Here is a 21,196-nt window from a genome sequence, read left to right on the forward strand (position 1 = left end):
ATTGCGATGCATCAAGTATACGTTGATCTTATTATGAGTGTTTTACTCGAACAATTTGAAACAGAAGAAAATTTCTTAGATACTTATCTATTGGTGGATGAAACAACTTGGCAAGCTTGGAAGCGTGGTGAACAAAACTTACCATCCGAGGTCATGCAAAAAGTGAAAAATCTTTTTACGGACTATGAATGGATGTTGACGCAAAAAATTCTACGTCAAACCATTATTTTCCCTGAAAAAAGAAACGTTGCAGTAGCCGAATATAAGCAAATCAAAACACGTATTGCTCAGAAATGGGTAAGTAGTGGCAGTGCGAATGTAGAGTTGCTCCCTTTAAAAAATGATCAAATTGTCAATGGATATCTTGACTTGAAAGTCAGTATTCAATATGATGAGTGGGGTTATGATGACATTTTGAACTTTCGATTACCAGCAGAAGTTCAAAAGCAAATCGAAGGGGAGAAAATCGAGTTGTTAGATTGGGTAAATGAAAATCTGGAAGAAACTTACGTGAGTGAGAAAGTGGAACCAGAAAGGGAATGAAAGGATTTTTTGCGTGAATAAAATTTTAGGCGTTATCTCAGTCGTGATTATGATTGTTGCGATGGGCTATCTGGTTGTTAGTGAGAGTCGGACGGATACGAAAGCTCAAGCTGATAATTCAAAGACAGAACAAACAAATACGACGAGTGCGACAGAAGAAAGTACAGAAAAAGCAACAAAAAAAGCAACCTCTAGTGATTTGCCAGATGTTAAGTTGGATGATTGGTCGCTAGTATTGGTAGGACCTGATCATAAAATCGAGACAGAAATCGATGAAGCCAACCAATTGGCTGCGCTAGATAATGGCTATCTGATCGACAAACGTATTAAAGCTGATTATGAAGAACTGGCTAACGCAGCTAAAGCTGCGGGCTTTCCTTTAGTTATGGTATCGGCTTATCGCTCAGTTGCGACACAACAAGAGGTGTTCGCTCAAAATGTCCAACAGGTGATGAGTAGTCAGGGAGTCACTGAAGAAGAGGCGACCGCGATTACGAAAAAAACTATGACAGAACCGGGTTACAGTGAACACCATACAGGTTTAGCTGTGGATGTGGTCGATGAAACATGGTACAACAATTATCCCAATACTGTATTGGATGAAAAATATGGTGACGAACCAGGTGCGAAATGGCTTGCGGACAATGCCTCTAAATATGGCTTTATCATCCGTTATCCAAAAGGTCGAGAAGATATTACAAAAATCACTTACGAACCTTGGCACCTGCGTTATGTAGGCAAAGAAAGTGCAGAATATATCACATCAAACGATTTAACGATGGAGGAGTACTTGGACCAACTAAAAGAAAAGTAGGAATAAGAGATGGCAAAAAACAAATGGAAAAAACAAAGGCGTAAAAATAATCGCTGGTTTGCTGTAGTTTTAGGGAGTATGTTGATCATGATGGCTTTTGTTTTTTCTTTGAGAAGTTTGTCATCGCCCTACTCTACGGAAGCACAGCAACAAGAAACACTGACTCATCAGGAATTTATCAACGCATTAGTTCCACATGCGAAAGAACTACAACAAGGCTATGGCGTTTTGCCAAGTATCATTATTGGGCAAGCCATCCTTGAATCTGATTGGGGCAATAGTACGCTTGCCAGTAAATATAAGAACTTGTTCGGTATCAAAGCGTTTGGGAACGAAGAAAAAGTCAATCTGGAAACAAAAGAATATATCAATGAAGAATGGATCACCATCCAAGGAGACTTTCGAGTCTATTCTTCGTGGAAACAATCAATGGATGACCACACAGCTTTATTTGTCAATGGTGTCGATTGGAATCCTGCATTGTATGCGAATGTGATCACTGCGACCAATTATATTGAAGCAGCTCATGCGTTACAGGCGGCAGGATATGCGACAGATCCGACATATGCTGATAAAATCATACATGTGATTGAAACTTACCAGTTAAATCAATACGATCAATAATCAGGAAAGAACGGAAGTGGACGGATGGCAGATTTATTTGTTCCAGAAATAATGACAGAATTACGTAAGGATATCGTGAGAGTCCCAGAGGTCATTATGGAAGCAAGTGGTATTAAAATTTTTGGCAAGTTGATACGTTCGATTATCTTCACCACGGATATTGCGATCATCAGAAACACCAATGCAAATGCAGTGATCGCAGTTTATCCTTTTACACCCCATCCGGCGATTACGAAAAGCATCATTGAAGCAGCGGATATCCCTGTGTTTTCAGGTGTCGGTGGTGGCTTGACACAAGGGATGCGTTCGGCATATATGAGCCTTTTTGCAGAAGCACAAGGATCATTAGGCGTAGTCTTGAATGGTCCAACACCAGTAGAGACTGTCCATGATGTCTGTCAAGTGGTTGATATACCGGTAATCAGTACAGTCACGTCTAAATACTCGGAAATCGACGAAAAATTGGCAGCAGGCATTACGATCATCAATATCAGTGCGGGAAAAGATACAGCAGACACTGTTCGCTTTTTCCGAGAAAAGTACCCAGAATTACCGATTATTGCGACTGGAGGTCCCACGGAAGAAAGCATCAAAGAAACGATTGAAGCTGGCGCCAATGCAATCACCTACACACCACCTAGTAGCGGAGAGTTATTCAGTCGTAAAATGGACAAGTATCGAAAAATCGAGAAAACCAATTGAGTACCAAGCGAAAATAAATATCATTCAACCAACCATAGATAATAGTTATCGATATAAACTTGGCTTTAGCAACCTTTTCCTTTATGGGATTGGTTGCTTTATTTCATAAATACTATTTTGTTTGCTAGGATGAAACTATGAGGTTTATCAAGTCTAATCTAAAGATAAATCCTTCATGAGAAAAACAAGAAATATAGTTGTAAGTTTCAGAAACAAGTGTTAGACTGTTTTCATCGTTTAAAAATTAAAATATTTTGTTTCTAAAAATATCATTTATCAATCGAATATCGAACAACTTATATATCGTCATAATAAGGATGACAGTTTCTAGCCAGCACCGTAAATGTTGGACTATAAGTGAAAAAGTAGTGAAACATCTTTTTTGCTTATACATGAGCAGTAGAGATGTTTTTTTCTATTTTGAGTGGCATGAATTTAGCAAGAAAAGGAGTAAATAAAGTGAGAGAATTAGTTGAACGTATCAATAAAGATGGACAAGTCTTGGGTGAAGGCGTGTTGAAAGTAGATAGTTTTGTTACCCATCAGGTAGATCCAGTGTTGATGGAACAAATGGGCCAACGTTTTGCGGAAGTATTTAAAGAACAAGGAATCACTAAAGTGGTGACAATTGAAGCTTCTGGTATCGCCCCTGCTTTATTTGCGGCTAAAGAGCTCGGTGTACCGATGATCTTTGCAAGAAAAGCCAAAAGTTTGACGATGGATGAAGAATTATTGACGGCATCCGTTTATTCATTTACGAAACAAGTAACAAGCACGATATCGATTTCTCGTAAATTCTTGTCTTCTGAAGATAAAGTATTGATCATTGATGACTTTTTAGCGAATGGTCAGGCGGCAAAAGGTTTGATCGAATTGTGCCAACAAGCAGGTGCGAGTGTTGAGGGAATCGGGATCGTCATTGAAAAATCCTTCCAAGACGGTCGTCAACTTCTTGAAGAAATGGGCTTAAAAGTGGTCTCACTTGCCCGCGTAGCATCACTTTCTGATGGTCAAGTAGATTTTCTTGAGGAGGATGCGTAAGCGTGGAGAAAGAAACTCAAAATGGAAAAGCAGCTGTCTTAGGGTTACAGCATTTATTAGCGATGTATGCGGGAGCAGTCGCTGTACCGTTATTGATTGGTACGGGGTTAGGATTTAATCAAGAACAAATGACTTATCTTATCTCAATCGATATTTTCATGTGTGGATTAGCGACGCTCTTGCAATTAACTGTCAATCGCTTTTTCGGGATCGGTTTACCAGTTGTTTTAGGTTGTGCGATCCAAGCAGTTGCGCCGTTGATTTTGATCGGTAGCACAGAAGGTGTCGGTGCGATCTATGGCTCGATCATCGCGTCAGGGATTTTTGTTGTGCTAGTTGCTGGTTTCTTTTCAAAGATCAAAAAACTATTTCCGCCGATTGTTACTGGAACAGTGATTACAGTGATTGGCTTGACGTTGATTCCAGTAGCCATCGAAAAAATGGGTGGCGGCAGTGCAACTGCTCCAGGCTTTGGTGATCTGACGAATTTATTATTAGCGTTTGTCACGATCCTACTGATCGTTGTTGTGCAATTATTAGGCAAAGGGTTCATTCGATCCATTGCGGTTTTGATCGGTTTGATCGGTGGAAGTATCTTAGCTGCCTTTTTAGGTGGAATCGATCTAGGAGCAATTGGACAAGCCCCTGTTTTTCACGTACCGCAACCTTTTTACTTTGGAAAACCGACATTTGAAATCTGGTCGATCTTATTGATGATCATCATTTCAATGGTAAGTATGGTAGAATCAACAGGCGTCTATTTTGCCTTAGGAGATATCACTGGAAAAAAAGTCGGGGAAGAGCAGTTGAAAAAAGGTTATCGAGCAGAGGGGTTAGCCGTCATCTTAGGTGGTATCTTTAACACATTTCCTTATACAGGATTTTCGCAAAATGTTGGGTTGGTACAACTTTCAGGAATCAAAACAAGAAAACCCATTTACTTTTCCGCTTTCTTTTTGATCATCTTGGGCTTATTCCCTAAAATCGGCGCAGTGGCTCAAATCATACCTGAACCAGTCCTTGGTGGCGGGATGTTGGTCATGTTTGGAATGGTGGCGATCCAAGGAATCCGGATGTTATTAGAAGTAGATTTTACAAATGACAAAAATTTATTGATTGCTGCAGTGTCGATTGGTTTTGGTTTAGGCTTCAATTTGATGCCCGAATTATTCAGCCAGTTACCTGAAACAGTTCAAATGTTCACAGGAAATGGGATCGTTATGAGCAGTATCACAGCAATTGTGTTGAACTTAGTTTTTAACGGACTAAAACAAGACGAGAGAATCATTTAAGAAGCATTGAAGTAATGATGTAGATTACTTTTATAAATCATAGCTAGTAACTGAATAAGGTAGAGACCTTTTTAGCTTAGAGAGATAAGGCGCCATCCACGAAATTTGTTTTTCAAATTTTTGTGGAGGGTGCCTTATTTTCGAAGAGTTTACTTTTGTACCTGCCGTTTATTCGATTTTAGGTGGTGCGAGAAGACGAATGTCCCAGACGAATTTTTTAATTGTAGCAAATTCATGAACAGATTCTCTCTGCATTTTGGATACATGAAGAAAAAGTGTTATATCCTTAAAAAAAAACAAATGATTTGGACCAGAAAAAGCTTGATTTCAACAAGCAAGAGTTGATTTGTTAAAGACGAACAATAAACCTTTTTATCTATTTTTCATTCGAATTTATCTTGATTTACAGAGGGGCGAGTGATAAAATATAAGTGAATACGAATCGAGAGGAGAAACGAATGGCTGCAAAAATTTCTGTAATAATGGGGAGCATCTCGGATTGGGAGACAATGAAACATGCGTGTGAGATTATTGAAGAATTTGGCGTTTCTTTTGAAAAGAAAGTAGTTTCAGCACATCGAACACCAGATTTGATGTTTTCGTATGCAGAAGAAGCTCGAGAAAAAGGTATAAAAGTGATTATTGCAGGTGCGGGAGGAGCAGCTCATTTACCAGGGATGGTTGCTGCAAAGACGACATTACCGGTTATTGGTGTTCCTGTTCAAAGCCGAACATTGAACGGATTGGATTCTTTGCTATCCATTGTCCAAATGCCAGGCGGCGTGCCTGTGGCGACGACAGCGATTGGAAAAGCAGGCGCAATTAATGCCGGTCTACTTGCGATACAGATGCTTTCAATGTATGATTTAGAGTTGGAGGCTGCATTAGCGAAACGACGCGCAATGTCGGTTGAATCTGTAATAGAAAGTAGTGATCAACTTGGTTAAACCATTATTACCAGGCTCGACGATCGGAATCGTCGGTGGTGGACAGTTAGGTCGCATGATGGCGATCAGTGCAAAAGAGATGGGATTCAAAGTCGGTGTGCTTGATCCGATGAATGATTGTCCGGCTGCTCAAGTAGCGGACTGGCACATTGAAAGTTCCTACGATGATACGTTTGCTCTAGAAGAACTTGCAAGACGAACTGAGGTTATCACCTACGAATTTGAGAATGTGAGTGTGGAAGCACTGAATGCGATTTTGCCGATGTCATTTATTCCTCAAGGAACAGATTTGTTGGCGATCACGCAAGATCGTCTACTAGAAAAATCATTTTTAGAAACAAATAATATCGTGATCGCTCCACATGCAACGATCGTCAGTCCCACAGATATCCAAGATGCAATCGATGGTATCGGTTATCCTTGTGTCTTGAAAACAACTCGTGGCGGATATGACGGTAAGGGGCAATATGTACTGAAGAGTCGAGCGGACTTAGCTCCTGCGATGGATCTTTTAAGAGAAGGAACTTGCGTATTAGAAGCTTGGATTCCATTTGAAAAAGAACTATCGATCATGGTCGCAGGCAATGGGCAAGGGCAATATACGACATTTCCAGTTGTTGAAAATATCCATTGTAATAATATTCTCCATGAAACGATTGCGCCAGCAACTGTTTCAGCGGATGTGATCGAAGAGGCAGAAAGAATTGCTAAAGTGATTGCTGAAGCAGTGAGTTTGTCCGGTGCACTGGGCGTCGAAATGTTTTTGACGAAGACTGGTGGATTGTATGTGAATGAATTGGCACCGCGTCCACACAATTCAGGACATTACACCTTAGAAGCATGCGGAATGACACAATTTGATGCGCATATCCGTGGGATTTGCGGTTGGCCTTTACCTAAAAAAGTCCCATTGTTAAGTGATGCCGTCATGGTCAACGTTTTAGGTGAACAACTATTAGAAAGTTACAATTTGATTGCGAAAAAACAAGATTGGAAATTTCATTTCTATGGCAAGAAACAAGCGAAAAAAGGTCGTAAGATGGGACACATCACGATTTTGACAGAAGATATCGAGTCGACATTGAAAGAAATCGAAAAAACGAATATTTGGGATTAAAGGAGAATAGTTGATGTTAGAACGTTATACACGACCTGAAATGGGCAATATTTGGACAGAGCAAAATAAATATCAAGCATGGTTAGAAGTTGAAATACTTGCTGATGAAGCTTGGGCAGAATTAGGAGAAATACCTAAAGAAGATGTAGCGAAAATCCGTGAACACGCGTCTTTTGATATCGCTCGTATTTTAGAGATTGAGCAATCGACACGCCACGATGTCGTTGCTTTTACTCGAGCAGTTTCGGAAACACTTGGCGACGAAAGTAAATGGGTCCATTATGGATTAACAAGTACAGATGTGGTGGATACAGCTTATGGTTACCAAATCAAACAAGCAAATGACATTTTGCGCGAAGATTTGAAACGTTTCACAGCGATCATTGGTGAAAAAGCCAAAGAGCATAAGTATACAGTCATGATGGGACGTACGCATGGTGTGCATGCTGAGCCAACCACTTTCGGTCTTAAATTAGCTACTTGGTATTCTGAGATGAAACGAAATATCGAACGTTTTGAACATGCAGCAAAAGGCGTAGAAGCAGGGAAAATCTCCGGTGCTGTTGGTACGTTTGCGAATATCCCTCCGTTCATTGAAGAATATGTCTGCGAAAAACTAGGCATCCGTCCGCAAGAAGTATCGACGCAAGTTTTACCACGTGATCTACATGCCGAATATTTTGCGACAATGTCATTGATTGCGACCAGTATCGAACGCTTTGCGACAGAGATTCGTGGACTTCAAAAATCGGAAACACGAGAAGTCGAAGAATTTTTTGCTAAAGGACAAAAAGGCTCATCTGCTATGCCACATAAACGTAATCCGATCGGTTCAGAAAATATGGCTGGCTTAGCGCGAGTGATCCGTGGGCATATGATTACCGCTTATGAAAATGTTTCGTTGTGGCACGAAAGAGATATCTCCCATTCTTCTGCAGAACGGATCATTCTACCTGATACAACGATCCTACTTGATTATATGTTGAGCCGCTTCGGCAATATCGTTAAAAATCTAACGGTATTCCCAGAAAACATGAAACGTAACATGGATGCGACATTTGGCTTGATCTATAGCCAACGTGTCATGTTGAAATTGATTGATAAAGGGATGACAAGAGAAGAAGCTTATGATCTTGTTCAACCTAAGACAGCATATGCGTGGGATAATCAAGTGTCCTTCCGTCCTTTACTTGAAGAAGACGAAGCGATCACTTCTGTTTTGACACCAGAAGAAATCGCTGAAGCATTTGATTACAACCACCATATGAAAAATGTGGATGTCATTTTTGAACGTGTCGGTTTAGCATAAACCATTCAGTAAGAATAGATGTTAACAATGTTTCTCGACTGATCGAAAAAAACGAACAATCACTAGCTAGAACTATTTTTTTAAATGCAAGAAAAAAAGAACATCCTTCAGACTAACTTCTGAGGGATGTTCTTTTTGGTTTAAGCATAAGCCATTTGATGACCCAAATTGAAATGTTGGGAATGTAGAAGATTCAATAATGTTTCAACAAATGTATAGCCAAATTCTTGTTGATCGAAGGTCACGAGCAATCGGTAATGATGCTTGAATAACTTTTGCTCATGGATTTGTTTGATCACTAGTTCATGGTTGTTTTGGGTCAAGTAATGGAATGTTCGTTTTCGACACTCCGATTGTCGTTTTGCTGCACGGCGAAGTTTTCTAAATGTATAAAAACTTCGATCCTTCATGCAGGCATCAACATCTTTGATAGCAAGTAGATCATTGTATAAGCGTGATTTTTCTTCAACAGATAAATCGAGTAAAAAGCGTTGGGCAGACGTACTTGGATCTTCCATTTAGTTACCTCCTTGAAACCTCTAACTGTTTTCTTTAAATCTACTATATCACCAATCAATAAATGTGTAAACGCTTCTTAACGAAGAACAACTATTCTTAATAAAAGTACGAAAGACGAACATTAAATGTTTTTAATGGTTCAAATGTACACTTTTGTATTGATTTGATTACTGACCCTTGGTAAAATTTAAAGTGAAAAGACGAACAAATAATGTGTGTTGGTAATACAACGTTAACAAACAAGGAGTCGTAGACATGGAAAAACAGAACTTGCTCTATGAAGGAAAAGCAAAAAGAATGTTTAACACGAATGATGAAACTGTCCTGTGGGTGGAGTATCTAGATCAAGTGACTGCCCTCAACGGTGGAATGAAAGACCAAATGCAAGGGAAAGCAGAATTGAACAATCAAATCACAAGTGCTATTTTTGAATACTTATCGAATCAAGGAATAAAAAATCATTTTATTGAGAAATTGTCAAAAACCGAACAATTGATTAAAAAACGGTCGATCATTCTCTTAGAAGTGGTCGTCAGAAATATTTCAGCTGGAAGTTTTTCAAAACGCCTAGGAGTAGAAGAAGGGCAAGTGCTACCGACACCGATCGTTGAATTTTATTACAAAAAAGATGAACTAGATGATCCCTTCATTAATGATGCCCACGTTGGTTTCTTAGAGTTAGCAACGCCTGAAGAGATAGCGGAGCTTAAAAAACAAGCGTTGCAAATCAATGACCATCTGATAGAACTATTCAAAAAAATCAATTTACGATTAGTCGATTTTAAAGTGGAATTTGGACGTACTGCGACTGGCGAGATCGAATTAGCAGATGAAATTTCTCCGGATACATGTCGCTTATGGGATCTTACCACTAAGGAACATATGGATAAGGATGTCTACCGGCGAAAGATCGGCAACATCATTCCTGTCTATCAAGAAGTACTCGATCGTTTAAATCAATTATCACTCGAAAATAAAGGAGAATAAATCATGTATTTTGTAAAAGTGTACGTAACATATAAAGATTCAGTATTAGATCCACAAGGAGAGGCAGTTAAAAATGCGGTACATCGTTTAGGCTACGACAACATTGAAGATATTCGTATCGGGAAGTATTTTGAAATCCAAGTCTCAGCTAGTGAAGAGGAAGTAGAAGCAACGATCGAAGCGATTTGCGATCGTTTATTAGCAAATGTCAATATGGAAACGTATCGTTATGAAATCAACAAAATGGAGGAAGTTTAGCATGAAATTTGCCGTGATTGTTTTTCCTGGATCGAATTGTGATGCGGACTTGCTTTGGGCGATCCGTGATGTGATGGGCGCAGAAGCAGACTATGTTCGTTATGACGAATCTTCTCTTGAAGGGTATGACGGAGTATTGATCCCTGGCGGCTTTTCTTACGGCGATTACTTACGTTGTGGAGCGATTGCTCGTTTTTCAACAATCATGGATGAAGTGATTCGTTTTGCGGAAGAAGGAAAACCTGTTTTTGGTACATGTAATGGATTCCAAGTGTTGACGGAGGCTGGATTGCTACCAGGCGTATTAAGAAGAAATGATTCATTACGTTTTATCTGTAAGTCAGCATCACTGAAAGTCAACAATCAAACATCCTTTACTTCAGAGTACGACAAAAATGAAGTGATCCAGTTGCCGGTGGCCCATGGAGAAGGCAATTATTTTTGTGACGAAGAGACGCTTCAAGAACTGATCGACAACAACCAAATCGTGTTTACCTACGAGGGAGAAAATCTCAACGGCAGTGTGGCCAACATTGCAGGGATTACAAACAAAGCAGGAAATGTGTTAGGGATGATGCCCCATCCAGAACGAGCAATGGAAGCATTACTTGGCTCAGAAGATGGCAAACGTTTCTTCGCTTCGCTATTGAAGAATTTCGGAAAGGTGACTGCATAAATGAAAACAATGATGGAGCCAACTGCATTAGAAATCAAAGAACAAAAGATTTATACGCAATGGGGACTGACGGATGAAGAATACCGGATGATCGAAGAAGACATCTTAGGTAGAATGCCTAATTATACAGAGACCGGTCTGTTCTCAGTCATGTGGAGTGAACACTGTTCTTACAAAAACTCCAAGCCGATCTTAAGAAAATTCCCAACAAGTGGGCCGAATGTCTTACAAGGGCCTGGTGAAGGCGCGGGGATCGTTGACATTGGAGACGGACAAGCAGTGGTTTTTAAAGCAGAAAGCCACAATCATCCTTCGGCAGTCGAACCTTATGAAGGCGCAGCAACAGGTGTTGGGGGCATTATTCGTGATATTTTCAGTATGGGTGCACGTCCGATTGCCCTACTTGATTCACTGCGTTTTGGCGAATTAGATAATCCTCGTACAAAATACCTGTTAGAAGAAGTTGTTGCTGGTATCGGAGGGTATGGTAATTGTATTGGCGTACCGACAGTTGGTGGTGAGATCGCCTTTGATCCTTGTTATGAGGGGAATCCATTGGTAAATGCCATGTGTGTTGGGTTGATCGATCATAAAGATATCCAAAAAGGACAAGCATCAGGTGTTGGCAATTCGATCATGTATGTAGGCGCTAAGACAGGTCGGGATGGTATCCACGGTGCGACATTTGCCTCCGAAGAATTTAGTCAGGAAGAAGAACAACAACGTTCAGCTGTGCAAGTGGGCGATCCTTTTATGGAGAAATTATTGTTAGAAGCTTGTTTGGAATTGATTTTGGACCACTCAGACATTCTTGTCGGCATCCAAGATATGGGTGCGGCAGGACTTGTTTCATCAAGTTCAGAAATGGCCTCAAAAGCAGGCTCTGGTTTGGTATTGACCTTGGACGATGTACCGCAGCGTGAATCGCAGATGACCCCTTATGAAATGATGTTATCTGAATCCCAAGAACGGATGTTGATCTGTGTGAAGGCTGGTTCAGAAGCGCGTGTCCAAGCACTATTCCAAAAATACGATTTAGACGCGGTGACGATTGGAAAAGTAACAGATGATGGTCAGTACCGTTTGTATCATCATGGAAAAGAAGTAGCCAATCTTCCGGTAGATGCCTTGGCAGAAGATGCGCCTGTCTATCAGAAAGAAATGGTTGAACCAGAACGGATGGCAAAATTCCGTGAATTAGGTCAATACCAACCAGTGATCTCTGATCCAAATGAAGTATTGACTGCGTTGTTGAAGCAACCGACGATCGCATCAAAACGTTCGATTTATGAGACGTATGATTCGCGTGTCCAAACCAATACAGTGGTTGCTCCAGGTGGTGATGCCGCAGTTTTGCGTATTCGCGGGACCAAAAAAGCGTTAGCGATGACGACAGACTGTAATGCTCGTTATATTTATCTAGATCCAGAAATTGGTGGTCAGATTGTTGTTGCGGAAGCAGCAAGAAATATTGTCGCAAGTGGTGGTCAACCTTTAGCGATTACGGATTGTTTGAACTATGGTTCTCCAGATAAACCAGAAGTATTCTGGGAGTTATCGTACTCAGCTGATGGAATTGCTAAAGCATGTGAAATGTTGGAAACACCTGTGATCTCAGGAAATGTTTCTCTATATAACGAGACAGATGGCCAAGCGATCTATCCAACGCCGATGATCGGTATGGTCGGATTGATCGAAGCCCACGAACATATAACTACCCAAGAGTTCAAACAAGCAGGAGATGTGATCTATGTGATCGGCCAGACGTTTGCAGACTTTAACGGCAGCGAATTACAAAAGCTGCAGCTAGGTAGGATCGAAGGAATGGTGGAGCATTTTGATCTAACTACCGAAAAAGAAAACCAAACCTTGATGTTAGAAGCAATCAAAGCTGGACTGATCCAAAGTGCGCATGACTGTGCAGAAGGTGGGTTAGCGGTGGCTATTGCGGAATCAGCGTTCACAAATGGTTTCGGTGTTTCAACGAGAGTTGATCTGCCAGCTGCTCATCTGTTTTCTGAATCACAATCGCGTTTTATTGTATCTGTAACAAAAGAAAACCAACAAGCCTTTGAAACATTAGCTGGTGAGCGTGGGACACTTCTTGGTCACGTAACGGAAGAAAAACAATTGGTGATACAAGCAAATGATGGAAGAGTTGACTTGGCAGTCGCTTCGGCGAAACAGTCTTGGGAGGAAGCAATCGAATGTCTTATGAAGTAAGAAGCATCAATGAAGAATGTGGAGTGTTCGGTGTTTGGGGACATCCTCAAGCTGCCAATGTCACTTACTTTGGTTTGCATAGTTTGCAGCATCGTGGGCAAGAAGGCGCTGGCATCGTATCAAATGATGATGGGAAATTATATGGTCACCGTGATCTTGGGCTTCTTTCAGAGGTATTCAAAGATCCAAGAAAACTAGCAGCTTTATCTGGACAAGCAGCGATCGGTCACGTTCGCTATGCTACCGCAGGCAATGGCAGTGTGGATAATATCCAACCTTTTTTATTCAAATTTTACGATCAATCGATTGGGTTGGCTCATAATGGCAATCTGACGAATGCTCGCTCTTTACGGACGTCTTTAGAAAAAGATGGTGCCATCTTTCATTCAAATTCAGATACAGAGATCTTGATGCATTTGATCCGTCGTAGTAACGAAGAAACGTTTTTAGACAGATTAAAAGAAGCCTTGGCTGAGGTAAAAGGCGGATTTGTTTACTTATTACTGACAGAAGACGCGATGGTTGCGGCACTAGACCCTAATGGTTTTCGCCCATTAGCCATTGGTCAAATGAAAAATGGCGCATATGTCATTACTTCTGAAACCTGTGCGCTGGAAGGGATCGGTGCGCGGTTTGTACGTGATGTCTTGCCAGGAGAAATCGTGATCATCAATGATGATGGCTATACGATCGAGCAATACACGACAGATACTCAATTGGCGATTTGTTCCATGGAATATATTTACTTTGCACGTCCGGATTCTGATATTGCAGGGATCAATGTGCATACAGCACGTAAAAATATGGGGAGACGTTTAGCGGCTGAAGCGCCGATCGAAGCAGATATGGTGGTTGGTGTGCCCAATTCTTCGTTGTCAGCAGCCAGTGGTTATGCTGAAGCAAGTGGTATCCCAGATGAAATCGGCTTGGTGAAAAATCAATATGTGGCACGTACGTTCATCCAACCAACCCCAGAATTAAGAGAACAAGGTGTGCGGATGAAACTTTCTGCGGTTCGGGGCGTTGTGGAAGGGAAAAAAATCATTATGGTCGATGATTCGATCGTTCGCGGCACTACCAGCCGAAGAATCGTCAATCTATTAAAAGAAGCTGGAGCAAAGGAAGTCCATGTGCGGATCGCATCTCCACCATTGAAATATCCATGTTTTTACGGGATCGACATCCAAACGAGAAAAGAACTGATCGCAGCGAATCATTCCATCGAAGAGATCAGAGAATGTATCGGCGCAGATTCGTTGGATTTCTTGAGTGAAGAAGGCTTGATTGGAGCAATCGGCCTACAAAAAGATTCCCCTTATTCAGGGTTATGTATGGCTTATTTCAACGGCGATTATCCGACACCGCTATATGACTACGAAGAAAAATACCAAGAATCTTTAAAAGAAAAAGTATCTTTTTTTTAAACGGAGCAAATGAAAGGAGCAAGTAATCAAATGGGTAATGCTTATGCAAAAGCGGGTGTGGATGTAGAAGCGGGGTATGAAGTCGTGGATCGCATCAAAAAACATGTGAAGAAAACAGAAAGAATCGGTGTGATGGGTGCATTAGGAGGCTTTGGTGGCTGCTTTGACCTTAGTGGATTCCAATTAAAAGAACCTGTCTTAGTTTCCGGGACAGACGGTGTGGGTACTAAGTTAGCTGTAGCTATCGCCGCAGATCGCCATGAAACGATCGGTATCGATTGTGTCGCGATGTGTGTCAATGATATTTTGGCACAAGGGGCAGAACCTTTATACTTTTTAGATTATTTGGCAACAGGTAAAAATGACCCAGAACGTCTAGAAAAAGTCGTATCAGGCGTTGCTACTGGTTGTGTTTCAGCAAACATGGCATTGATCGGTGGCGAAACAGCAGAAATGCCAGGTATGTATCAAGGGGACGATTATGATCTGGCAGGTTTTGCGGTAGGGATTGCGGAAAAAGCGCAATTGATTACTGGTCAATCGATCACAACAGGTGATATCTTGCTAGGTTTGCCTTCTAGTGGCATCCATTCCAATGGGTACTCTTTGGTTCGTAAAATCTTTTTTGAACAGCAAGGTTTTTCATTAGAAGAAACGATCGAAAGGTTGGATACCTCTTTGGCAGATGTGTTGCTTGAACCGACAAAAATCTATGTTTCGACTTTATTACCATTAATCAAAAAAGAGAAGATCAAAGGTGCCGCACATATTACAGGTGGCGGGTTCATTGAGAATATTCCGCGGATGTTGCCAGAAAATGTTGCTGCCCGCATCGATCTAGGCACATGGCCAGTTTTACCGATCTTCGATTGTTTGCAAAAGTATGGTGAGATCCCTGCACATGAAATGTATGAGATCTTTAACATGGGCATTGGAATGGTCATTGCAGTTTCTCCTGAACATGCGAGTGAAATCATTGATCAAATCCGTAAATCTGGCGAAGAAGTCTATCAAATCGGGCAAGTCGTACCGTTTGAGGAGCAAAAAGTCGTGATCGCAGAGGGGAAAAAATGAAGATTGCCGTCTTTGCTTCAGGAAATGGCAGTAACTTTCAAGCGCTGGTCGATTATTTTAAAAAGAACCGACTTTCTGCGACAATCGAGTGGTTGTTTTGTGATCAGCCACATGCCTATGTTTTACAACGGGCAAAAAAAGCGCAAGTTCCGAGCACCTGTTTTTCACCGAAAGAGTTTGCATCCAAAACGGAGTACGAACAAGCGATCCTTGAAGAATTAGCAAACCGAGAGATTGATTTGATCGTACTGGCAGGCTATATGCGAATCGTTGGTGAAGGCTTACTGTCAACTTATGAAAATAAAATGATCAATATCCATCCTTCGTTATTACCGAATTTTCCCGGTCTTCATGGGATTCGCGATGCTTTTGAAGCAGGCGTGAAGGAAACAGGTGTGACTGTCCATTATATCGATCGTGGGGTGGATACTGGACCAATCATTCGTCAGGAAAAAGTGATGATCGAAAAAGAAGATACATTAGCTACATTGGAACAAAAAATCCATCAGATCGAACATCAGATCTTTCCAGAAGTGATTGCAAATATAGTAAATATGGGAGATGTAAAAAAATGACAAGAGCGTTAATAAGTGTTTCAGATAAGACTGGGGTCATTGACTTTGCGAAAGGACTACGTGCTGCCGATATAGAGATCATTTCCACAGGTGGAACTAAAACAGCTTTGGAAGAAGCAGGAATCGAAACCATTTCTATCGATGAAGTGACTGGTTTTCCTGAGATGATGGATGGCCGAGTAAAAACTTTACATCCAAAAATCCACGGAGGATTATTAGGGCGTCGCGATAGTGAAAGCCATATGGAGGCAATGGAAAAAGAAGCCATCCAACCAATCGATATTGTCTGTGTCAACCTTTATCCATTCAAGGAAACGATCTTAAAACCAGAAACGACCGAAGCAGATGCGATCGAAAATATTGATATCGGTGGACCGAGCATGTTGCGAAGTGCTGCAAAAAATCATGCTTTCGTAACAGCCATCGTTGATCCCGTTGATTATGCGATCGTTTTAGCAGAAATCCAGCAAGAAGGTCACACGAGCCTTGAGACACGTAGAAAGTTAGCAGCAAAAGTTTTTCGTCATACGGCTGCTTATGATGCGTTGATTGGTCAATATCTCACAGAAGCTGTGGGTGAAAAAGATCCTGAGAATCTAACCCTTACTTATACGCGCAAACAAGACCTTCGCTATGGCGAGAATAGCCATCAAGAAGCAGCATTTTATCAAGCGGCTTTACCAACGAGTTATTCGATTGCAAGTGCGGAACAATTGCACGGTAAGGAACTTTCTTTCAATAATATTCGTGATGCGGATGCTGCGTTACGTATCATGAGAGAGTTCACGGAACCAACTGTCGTTGCGTTGAAACATATGAATCCATGTGGGATCGGAAGTGGCGAGACGATTTTCTCTGCGTGGGAAGCTGCTTATGCTGCTGATCCAGTATCGATCTTTGGCGGCATTATCGTATTGAATCGGGAAGTCGATTTGGTTAGTGCACAAGCAATGACTCAATTGTTTTTAGAAATCATTATCGCTCCTAGTTACAGTGAAGAGGCCCTAGCTGTACTGAAAACGAAGAAAAATCTCCGTCTGTTGCAAGTCGATTTCTCGAATGTGGAAGGAAATGCTAACGAAATGGTCTCTGTCTTAGGAGGTTTACTGGTCCAACAAGATGATCGTGCAATGGAAGAACCAGAAAGTTGGACCGTAGTCACCGATCGTCAACCCACCAAAGAAGAGCAAGCAGCGATGGCTTTTGCTTGGAAAGCGGTCAAACATGTGAAATCAAATGCGATCGTCGTTGCAAATCAACAGCAAACCCTCGGTATTGGTGCCGGCCAAATGAATCGTGTGGGTTCGGTCAAGCTTGCGATCGAACAAGCTGGTGCTAAAGCCGAAACAGCCGCGCTTGCAAGTGATGCTTACTTCCCAATGGATGACTCTGTCGAATACGCTGCGAAGCATGGCATCAAAGCAATCATCCAGCCGGGAGGAAGTATCAAAGATCAAGCCTCGATCGATATGGCAAACAAGTATGGTATCGCAATGGTATTTACCGGCGTGCGTCATTTTAGACATTAAGAAGGAGCGGATAAAATGAAGTGTTTAGTGATTGGCTCGGGCGGGCGAGAACATGCGATAAGCAAAAAACTTTTAGCTAGTCCATTAGTTGAAGCTGTGTATTGCGCACCTGGAAATGCAGGAATGAAAAAAGATGGGGTTCACTTGGTGGATCTTGTTGAAACGGATCATGAAGGATTGATCGAATTTGCTCGAGCTGAAGGGATCGCCTGGACATTTGTTGGTCCAGAAATCCCTCTACTCAATGGGATCGTTGATGATTTTCAAGCGGAAGGATTAGCGATTTTTGGCCCAACAAAAGCTGCAGCCTTAATTGAAGGTTCAAAGAGCTTTGCCAAAGAGTTGATGGCACGTCAAGGTATTCCTGCTGCAGAGTCACAAACGTTTACCCGTTTTGCCGAAGCGAGAGAATACATTGAAGCAAAAGGCGCACCGATCGTTATCAAAGCAGACGGATTAGCTGCTGGTAAAGGGGTCGTTGTGGCGGAAACCCTCGAAGCCGCTGTCGAAGCCGCTTCAGAGATGCTAGAAAATGATCGGTTTGGTGCTAGTGGGCAGAAAATCGTCGTGGAAGAGTTCTTGTCAGGAGAAGAGTTCTCTTTACTTGCTTTTGTCCGAGATAAAGAAGTTTATCCCATGGTGATCTCGCAAGACCATAAGCGAGCGTATAATGGGGATAAAGGTCCTAATACTGGCGGAATGGGCGCTTATACACCTGTGCCGCAAATCCCTCAAACCATGGTTGATCAGGCTGTCGAAAAAGTATTGAAACCAGCAGTGCGAGGGATGAAAGAGATAGGGTGTTCATTTACTGGTATTTTATATGCAGGGCTGATTGCCACAGCAGAAGGACCAAAAGTAATCGAATTCAACGCTCGGTTTGGTGATCCTGAGACGCAAGTTGTGTTGCCACGACTTAAAAGTGATCTAGCGGAAATCATTGACCGCCTATTAACAGGAAGGGCAGTCGAGTTAACATGGGAGACAGAAGGAGTTTGCTTAGGTGTAGTCGTTGCGGCAGAAGGCTATCCAGGAAAATACCAAAAAGGAGCCTTGCTTCCAGATTTTTCAGCTGATCCAGATGTGGCCGTCTATTATGCGGGGGTAGAGGAACAAGCGAAAGAACTGGTAGGTGCAGGGGGACGGATCTATTTGGTGGAAGCGAGTGGTCAGACAATCGAAGAAGCGCAAGAAAAAATATACTCTGTTTTAAAAGTCAAGAATACTGAACGTACATTCTATCGGACGGATATCGGCTCAAAAGCCTTGGTACAAAAGTAAAAGGCTTCAAAAGAAATAAAACTATTTTTTGCAGAAACGGAAAAATAGTTTTATTTTTTTTGAAGCCTTTTCATGATGGTTATGGTAAAATCGAGTTGCTAAGAAAGGATGAGATTTGATGAAAAAGATTCGTTTAGGGACTTCCGACCAGCTCGTATCCTCCGTCATTTTAGGTTGTATGCGTTTGAATGGTTCTGAGCAACCTGAAAAAGTGATTGAAACAGCTTTTGAAAATGGCATCAATTTTTTTGACCATGCGGATATTTACGGTGGTGGGGACTGTGAAACAATTTTTGCTCAAGCGTTAGCAAAAACTTCGCTAAAACGTGATGAATTATTTATCCAAACGAAATGCGGGATCGTACCAGGAAAGATGTTTGATTTCTCAAAAAAACACATCATTCAATCGGTTGAAGATAGCTTGCGTCGATTAGATATGGAATACGTTGATGCCTTGTTACTTCATCGTCCAGACACGCTCGTTGAACCCGAAGAAGTGGCGGAAGCGTTTGATGAGTTGGAGCGATCTGGCAAGGTTCGTTTCTTTGGTGTGAGCAATCAAAAACCAATGCAGATCGAGTTATTGAAAAAATATGTGAACCAGCCATTACTGGCGAACCAATTACAATTTGGTCTTAAACATTCCGAAATGATCGATCAGGGAATCCATGTGAACATGACGGATCAAGCAAGTATTGACCATGATGGCAGTATCCTAGAATATTCTCGTTTACATGAGATGACGATCCAAGCGTGGTCGCCTTATCAATATGGCTTCTTTGAAGGTGTATTCATTGGAAATGAAAAATTCCCAGAATTGAATCAGTCGTTAAACGAACTGGCAGAAAAATATCATACGACACCAACAGGGTTAGCGTCGGCGTGGATCTTACGTCATCCTGCAAATATGCAGGTGATCGCTGGAACGATGAATCTGACAAGGATTGAAGAAATCGCGAAAGCATCGATGATCGATATGACTCGAGAAGATTGGTATGAATTGTATCGTGCTGCTGGCAATATTTTGCCATAAAATAAAAGATATCGTTAGCCGACTCTCTGTTTTTTATGAGAAAGAGAGTCGGTTTTTACAAAAATAGAAAAACGATGAACAGTATCGAAGAAAAGAGGAGAATCAATGGATAAACAGTTAAGGAAATTATTACAAGATGAGAGAAAATACTTATACGCCGATTTTAGTACATTACATAAAACACAACAAAAACTATATAATGAGATCATCAAAGAACAAAATAACTTATTGAATAAATTTCCCGAAAATGAAAGACAAGCAAAAAAACTCATCAACCCAATCAATTCTTATGAAAATAAGATCGAAATGTGGGTAGCCAACGCCATGCGGATGGAAAAAATGGAGAAACATATCCAATCTATCCGATTAAAATTGCATGCGGGCTTTCATCAACCAAGCAAGGCTTTCGAAAGAATGGGTTATCAGGAAAATTCGGCAAGATTCATGCTTGAAAAACGTAACGAACAGTTTTATCCCAAGGTGTTTCAACAATTGATTTCAAATATCATTTCCTTCCTTGGTCAGGATGTAACTTTCGCTCGTGGTGAAGCAAAAATTCCACAATCGGTTGATCTAAATCTAAGTAAAAAAACGCTACAAACACGTAAAGATCGTTTGTCAGCTGAGTTTAGAGTACTACATAAAGAATCAAATGAATGGAAAAATGATTTAAAAACCTTAACGAAACAAGTATTACAGCATCGTGAAGATTTAGAAAATCCTGATTTTCGCATGGCTTTCAATAGAGGTTTGGAGTCGCATCATTCTATAGAACATATTGCAGACCCCGTCATCAATTCGATCGAATCACTCAATTCAAGTATGTTGAATTACGCAGAAAGTTTAATCCATTTAAATAAAAAAGAGGGAGAACTTTTTGAAACCAGAGCGCAAATCAACGGGAAAGAGCAGTATGTCAGTGGGAGCCATACGTTGAAAAGTTTGAATTATCAGCGTGGTCAGGCATTAACTGATCTAAAAGCAATAAGCAAATCACACTATACTTCTAAACTACTGTCAGCGATCGATTATGTACGTAGTTTAGGTGTGGGAGTAAGAACAGTTGATGTAGATAAGCTTGTACAGACGGATAGAAAACTCCAACAAGTAGCTCAGTTGAAAGCGCAAGGTTCTTTCGCCGACCGGACGAATCGTGCGAAAAAAATGGCGGGAGATTTCCAACAAAATCGGCCAACAAAAAGTAACCATGAAAAAAGTCGTTAAGAAT

The 21,196-nt window shown here is 41.2% G+C and carries 21 protein-coding genes and 1 riboswitch; of the genes, 20 read left to right on the top strand and 1 reads right to left on the bottom strand.

Annotation, left to right across the window (positions count from 1 at the left end; genetic code table 11):
• Positions 1-6: 6 nt before the first annotated feature.
• From IGJ49_RS05880 to purB, 9 genes are all read left to right on the top strand, one after another.
• A complete protein-coding gene (locus tag IGJ49_RS05880; protein ID WP_010735694.1) occupies positions 7-543 on the top strand; it encodes a hypothetical protein in 537 nt (178 codons plus the stop codon).
• Positions 544-556: 13 nt separating this feature from the next.
• On the top strand, positions 557-1,357 hold the full coding sequence (locus IGJ49_RS05885; RefSeq protein ID WP_019723460.1) for a M15 family metallopeptidase: 801 nt from the start codon (positions 557-559) through the stop codon (positions 1,355-1,357).
• 9 nt (positions 1,358-1,366) lie between these two features.
• The gene (locus tag IGJ49_RS05890; protein ID WP_023519513.1) at positions 1,367-1,981 is read left to right on the top strand and encodes a glycoside hydrolase family 73 protein; all 615 of its coding nucleotides are present in this window, start codon (positions 1,367-1,369) and stop codon (positions 1,979-1,981) included.
• A gap of 24 nt (positions 1,982-2,005) precedes the next feature.
• Positions 2,006-2,683, top strand: coding sequence for a hypothetical protein (locus IGJ49_RS05895; RefSeq protein ID WP_010735691.1), 678 nt, complete (start codon positions 2,006-2,008; stop codon positions 2,681-2,683).
• 276 nt (positions 2,684-2,959) lie between these two features.
• Positions 2,960-3,057: riboswitch (purine riboswitch) on the top strand.
• Positions 3,058-3,142: 85 nt separating this feature from the next.
• Positions 3,143-3,724, top strand: a complete 582-nt coding sequence (locus IGJ49_RS05900; protein WP_019723458.1) for a xanthine phosphoribosyltransferase — start codon at positions 3,143-3,145, stop codon at positions 3,722-3,724.
• Between the two features lie 2 nt (positions 3,725-3,726).
• Positions 3,727-5,016, top strand: coding sequence for a nucleobase:cation symporter-2 family protein (locus tag IGJ49_RS05905; protein WP_438722738.1), 1,290 nt, complete (start codon positions 3,727-3,729; stop codon positions 5,014-5,016).
• A 458-nt stretch (positions 5,017-5,474) separates the two neighbouring features.
• Entirely contained in the window at positions 5,475-5,963 is a 489-nt protein-coding gene (purE, locus tag IGJ49_RS05910; RefSeq protein ID WP_010735688.1) for a 5-(carboxyamino)imidazole ribonucleotide mutase, read from the top strand.
• Positions 5,956-7,080 carry a 5-(carboxyamino)imidazole ribonucleotide synthase gene (gene purK / locus IGJ49_RS05915; protein WP_010735687.1) on the top strand — a complete coding sequence of 375 codons (1,125 nt, stop codon included), beginning with the start codon at positions 5,956-5,958 and terminating at the stop codon, positions 7,078-7,080. The genes purE and purK overlap by 8 nt, the downstream gene beginning before the upstream one ends.
• Positions 7,081-7,093: 13 nt before the next feature.
• Positions 7,094-8,389, top strand: coding sequence for an adenylosuccinate lyase (gene purB, locus IGJ49_RS05920; protein ID WP_010735686.1), 1,296 nt, complete (start codon positions 7,094-7,096; stop codon positions 8,387-8,389).
• 140 nt (positions 8,390-8,529) lie between these two features.
• Here the strand turns inward: purB and IGJ49_RS05925 are convergent, their stop codons facing one another.
• Positions 8,530-8,907, bottom strand: a complete 378-nt coding sequence (locus IGJ49_RS05925) for a hypothetical protein (RefSeq protein WP_010735685.1) — start codon at positions 8,905-8,907, stop codon at positions 8,530-8,532.
• A 256-nt stretch (positions 8,908-9,163) separates the two neighbouring features.
• On the opposite strand from IGJ49_RS05925, the gene purC reads away from it, so the two are divergent.
• The 11 genes from purC (at position 9,164) to IGJ49_RS05980 (ending at position 21,192) form a co-directional block, all read left to right on the top strand.
• Positions 9,164-9,895: a phosphoribosylaminoimidazolesuccinocarboxamide synthase gene (gene purC, locus IGJ49_RS05930; protein ID WP_010735684.1), complete on the top strand. Its 732-nt coding sequence runs from the start codon at positions 9,164-9,166 to the stop codon at positions 9,893-9,895.
• A 3-nt stretch (positions 9,896-9,898) separates the two neighbouring features.
• Positions 9,899-10,153 carry a phosphoribosylformylglycinamidine synthase subunit PurS gene (gene purS / locus IGJ49_RS05935; RefSeq protein ID WP_010735683.1) on the top strand — a complete coding sequence of 85 codons (255 nt, stop codon included), beginning with the start codon at positions 9,899-9,901 and terminating at the stop codon, positions 10,151-10,153.
• Position 10,154: 1 nt separating this feature from the next.
• Positions 10,155-10,829, top strand: coding sequence for a phosphoribosylformylglycinamidine synthase subunit PurQ (gene purQ, locus IGJ49_RS05940; protein ID WP_023519515.1), 675 nt, complete (start codon positions 10,155-10,157; stop codon positions 10,827-10,829).
• Positions 10,830-13,052: a phosphoribosylformylglycinamidine synthase subunit PurL gene (gene purL, locus IGJ49_RS05945; protein WP_438722740.1), complete on the top strand. Its 2,223-nt coding sequence runs from the start codon at positions 10,830-10,832 to the stop codon at positions 13,050-13,052.
• Entirely contained in the window at positions 13,037-14,476 is a 1,440-nt protein-coding gene (purF, locus tag IGJ49_RS05950; protein WP_438722742.1) for an amidophosphoribosyltransferase, read from the top strand. The genes purL and purF overlap by 16 nt, the downstream gene beginning before the upstream one ends.
• Before the next feature lie 30 nt (positions 14,477-14,506).
• Entirely contained in the window at positions 14,507-15,550 is a 1,044-nt protein-coding gene (gene purM, locus IGJ49_RS05955) for a phosphoribosylformylglycinamidine cyclo-ligase (protein WP_023519517.1), read from the top strand.
• Entirely contained in the window at positions 15,547-16,125 is a 579-nt protein-coding gene (gene purN / locus IGJ49_RS05960; RefSeq protein ID WP_023519518.1) for a phosphoribosylglycinamide formyltransferase, read from the top strand. Before purM ends, purN begins: the two co-directional genes overlap by 4 nt.
• Entirely contained in the window at positions 16,122-17,654 is a 1,533-nt protein-coding gene (purH, locus tag IGJ49_RS05965; RefSeq protein ID WP_023519519.1) for a bifunctional phosphoribosylaminoimidazolecarboxamide formyltransferase/IMP cyclohydrolase, read from the top strand. The genes purN and purH overlap by 4 nt, the downstream gene beginning before the upstream one ends.
• A 15-nt stretch (positions 17,655-17,669) precedes the next feature.
• Positions 17,670-18,935 (top strand): phosphoribosylamine--glycine ligase, encoded by a 1,266-nt coding sequence (gene purD / locus IGJ49_RS05970; protein WP_438722744.1) that lies wholly within the window; start codon positions 17,670-17,672, stop codon positions 18,933-18,935.
• A gap of 118 nt (positions 18,936-19,053) precedes the next feature.
• On the top strand, positions 19,054-19,968 hold the full coding sequence (locus tag IGJ49_RS05975; RefSeq protein ID WP_349520296.1) for an aldo/keto reductase: 915 nt from the start codon (positions 19,054-19,056) through the stop codon (positions 19,966-19,968).
• Between the two features lie 105 nt (positions 19,969-20,073).
• Positions 20,074-21,192 (top strand): hypothetical protein, encoded by a 1,119-nt coding sequence (locus tag IGJ49_RS05980; RefSeq protein ID WP_349520298.1) that lies wholly within the window; start codon positions 20,074-20,076, stop codon positions 21,190-21,192.
• Positions 21,193-21,196: the final 4 nt, after the last annotated feature.

Origin of the sequence: Enterococcus sp. AZ171, from assembly GCF_051714005.1 — a bacterium.
Lineage (GTDB): Bacteria > Bacillota > Bacilli > Lactobacillales > Enterococcaceae > Enterococcus_B > Enterococcus_B pernyi.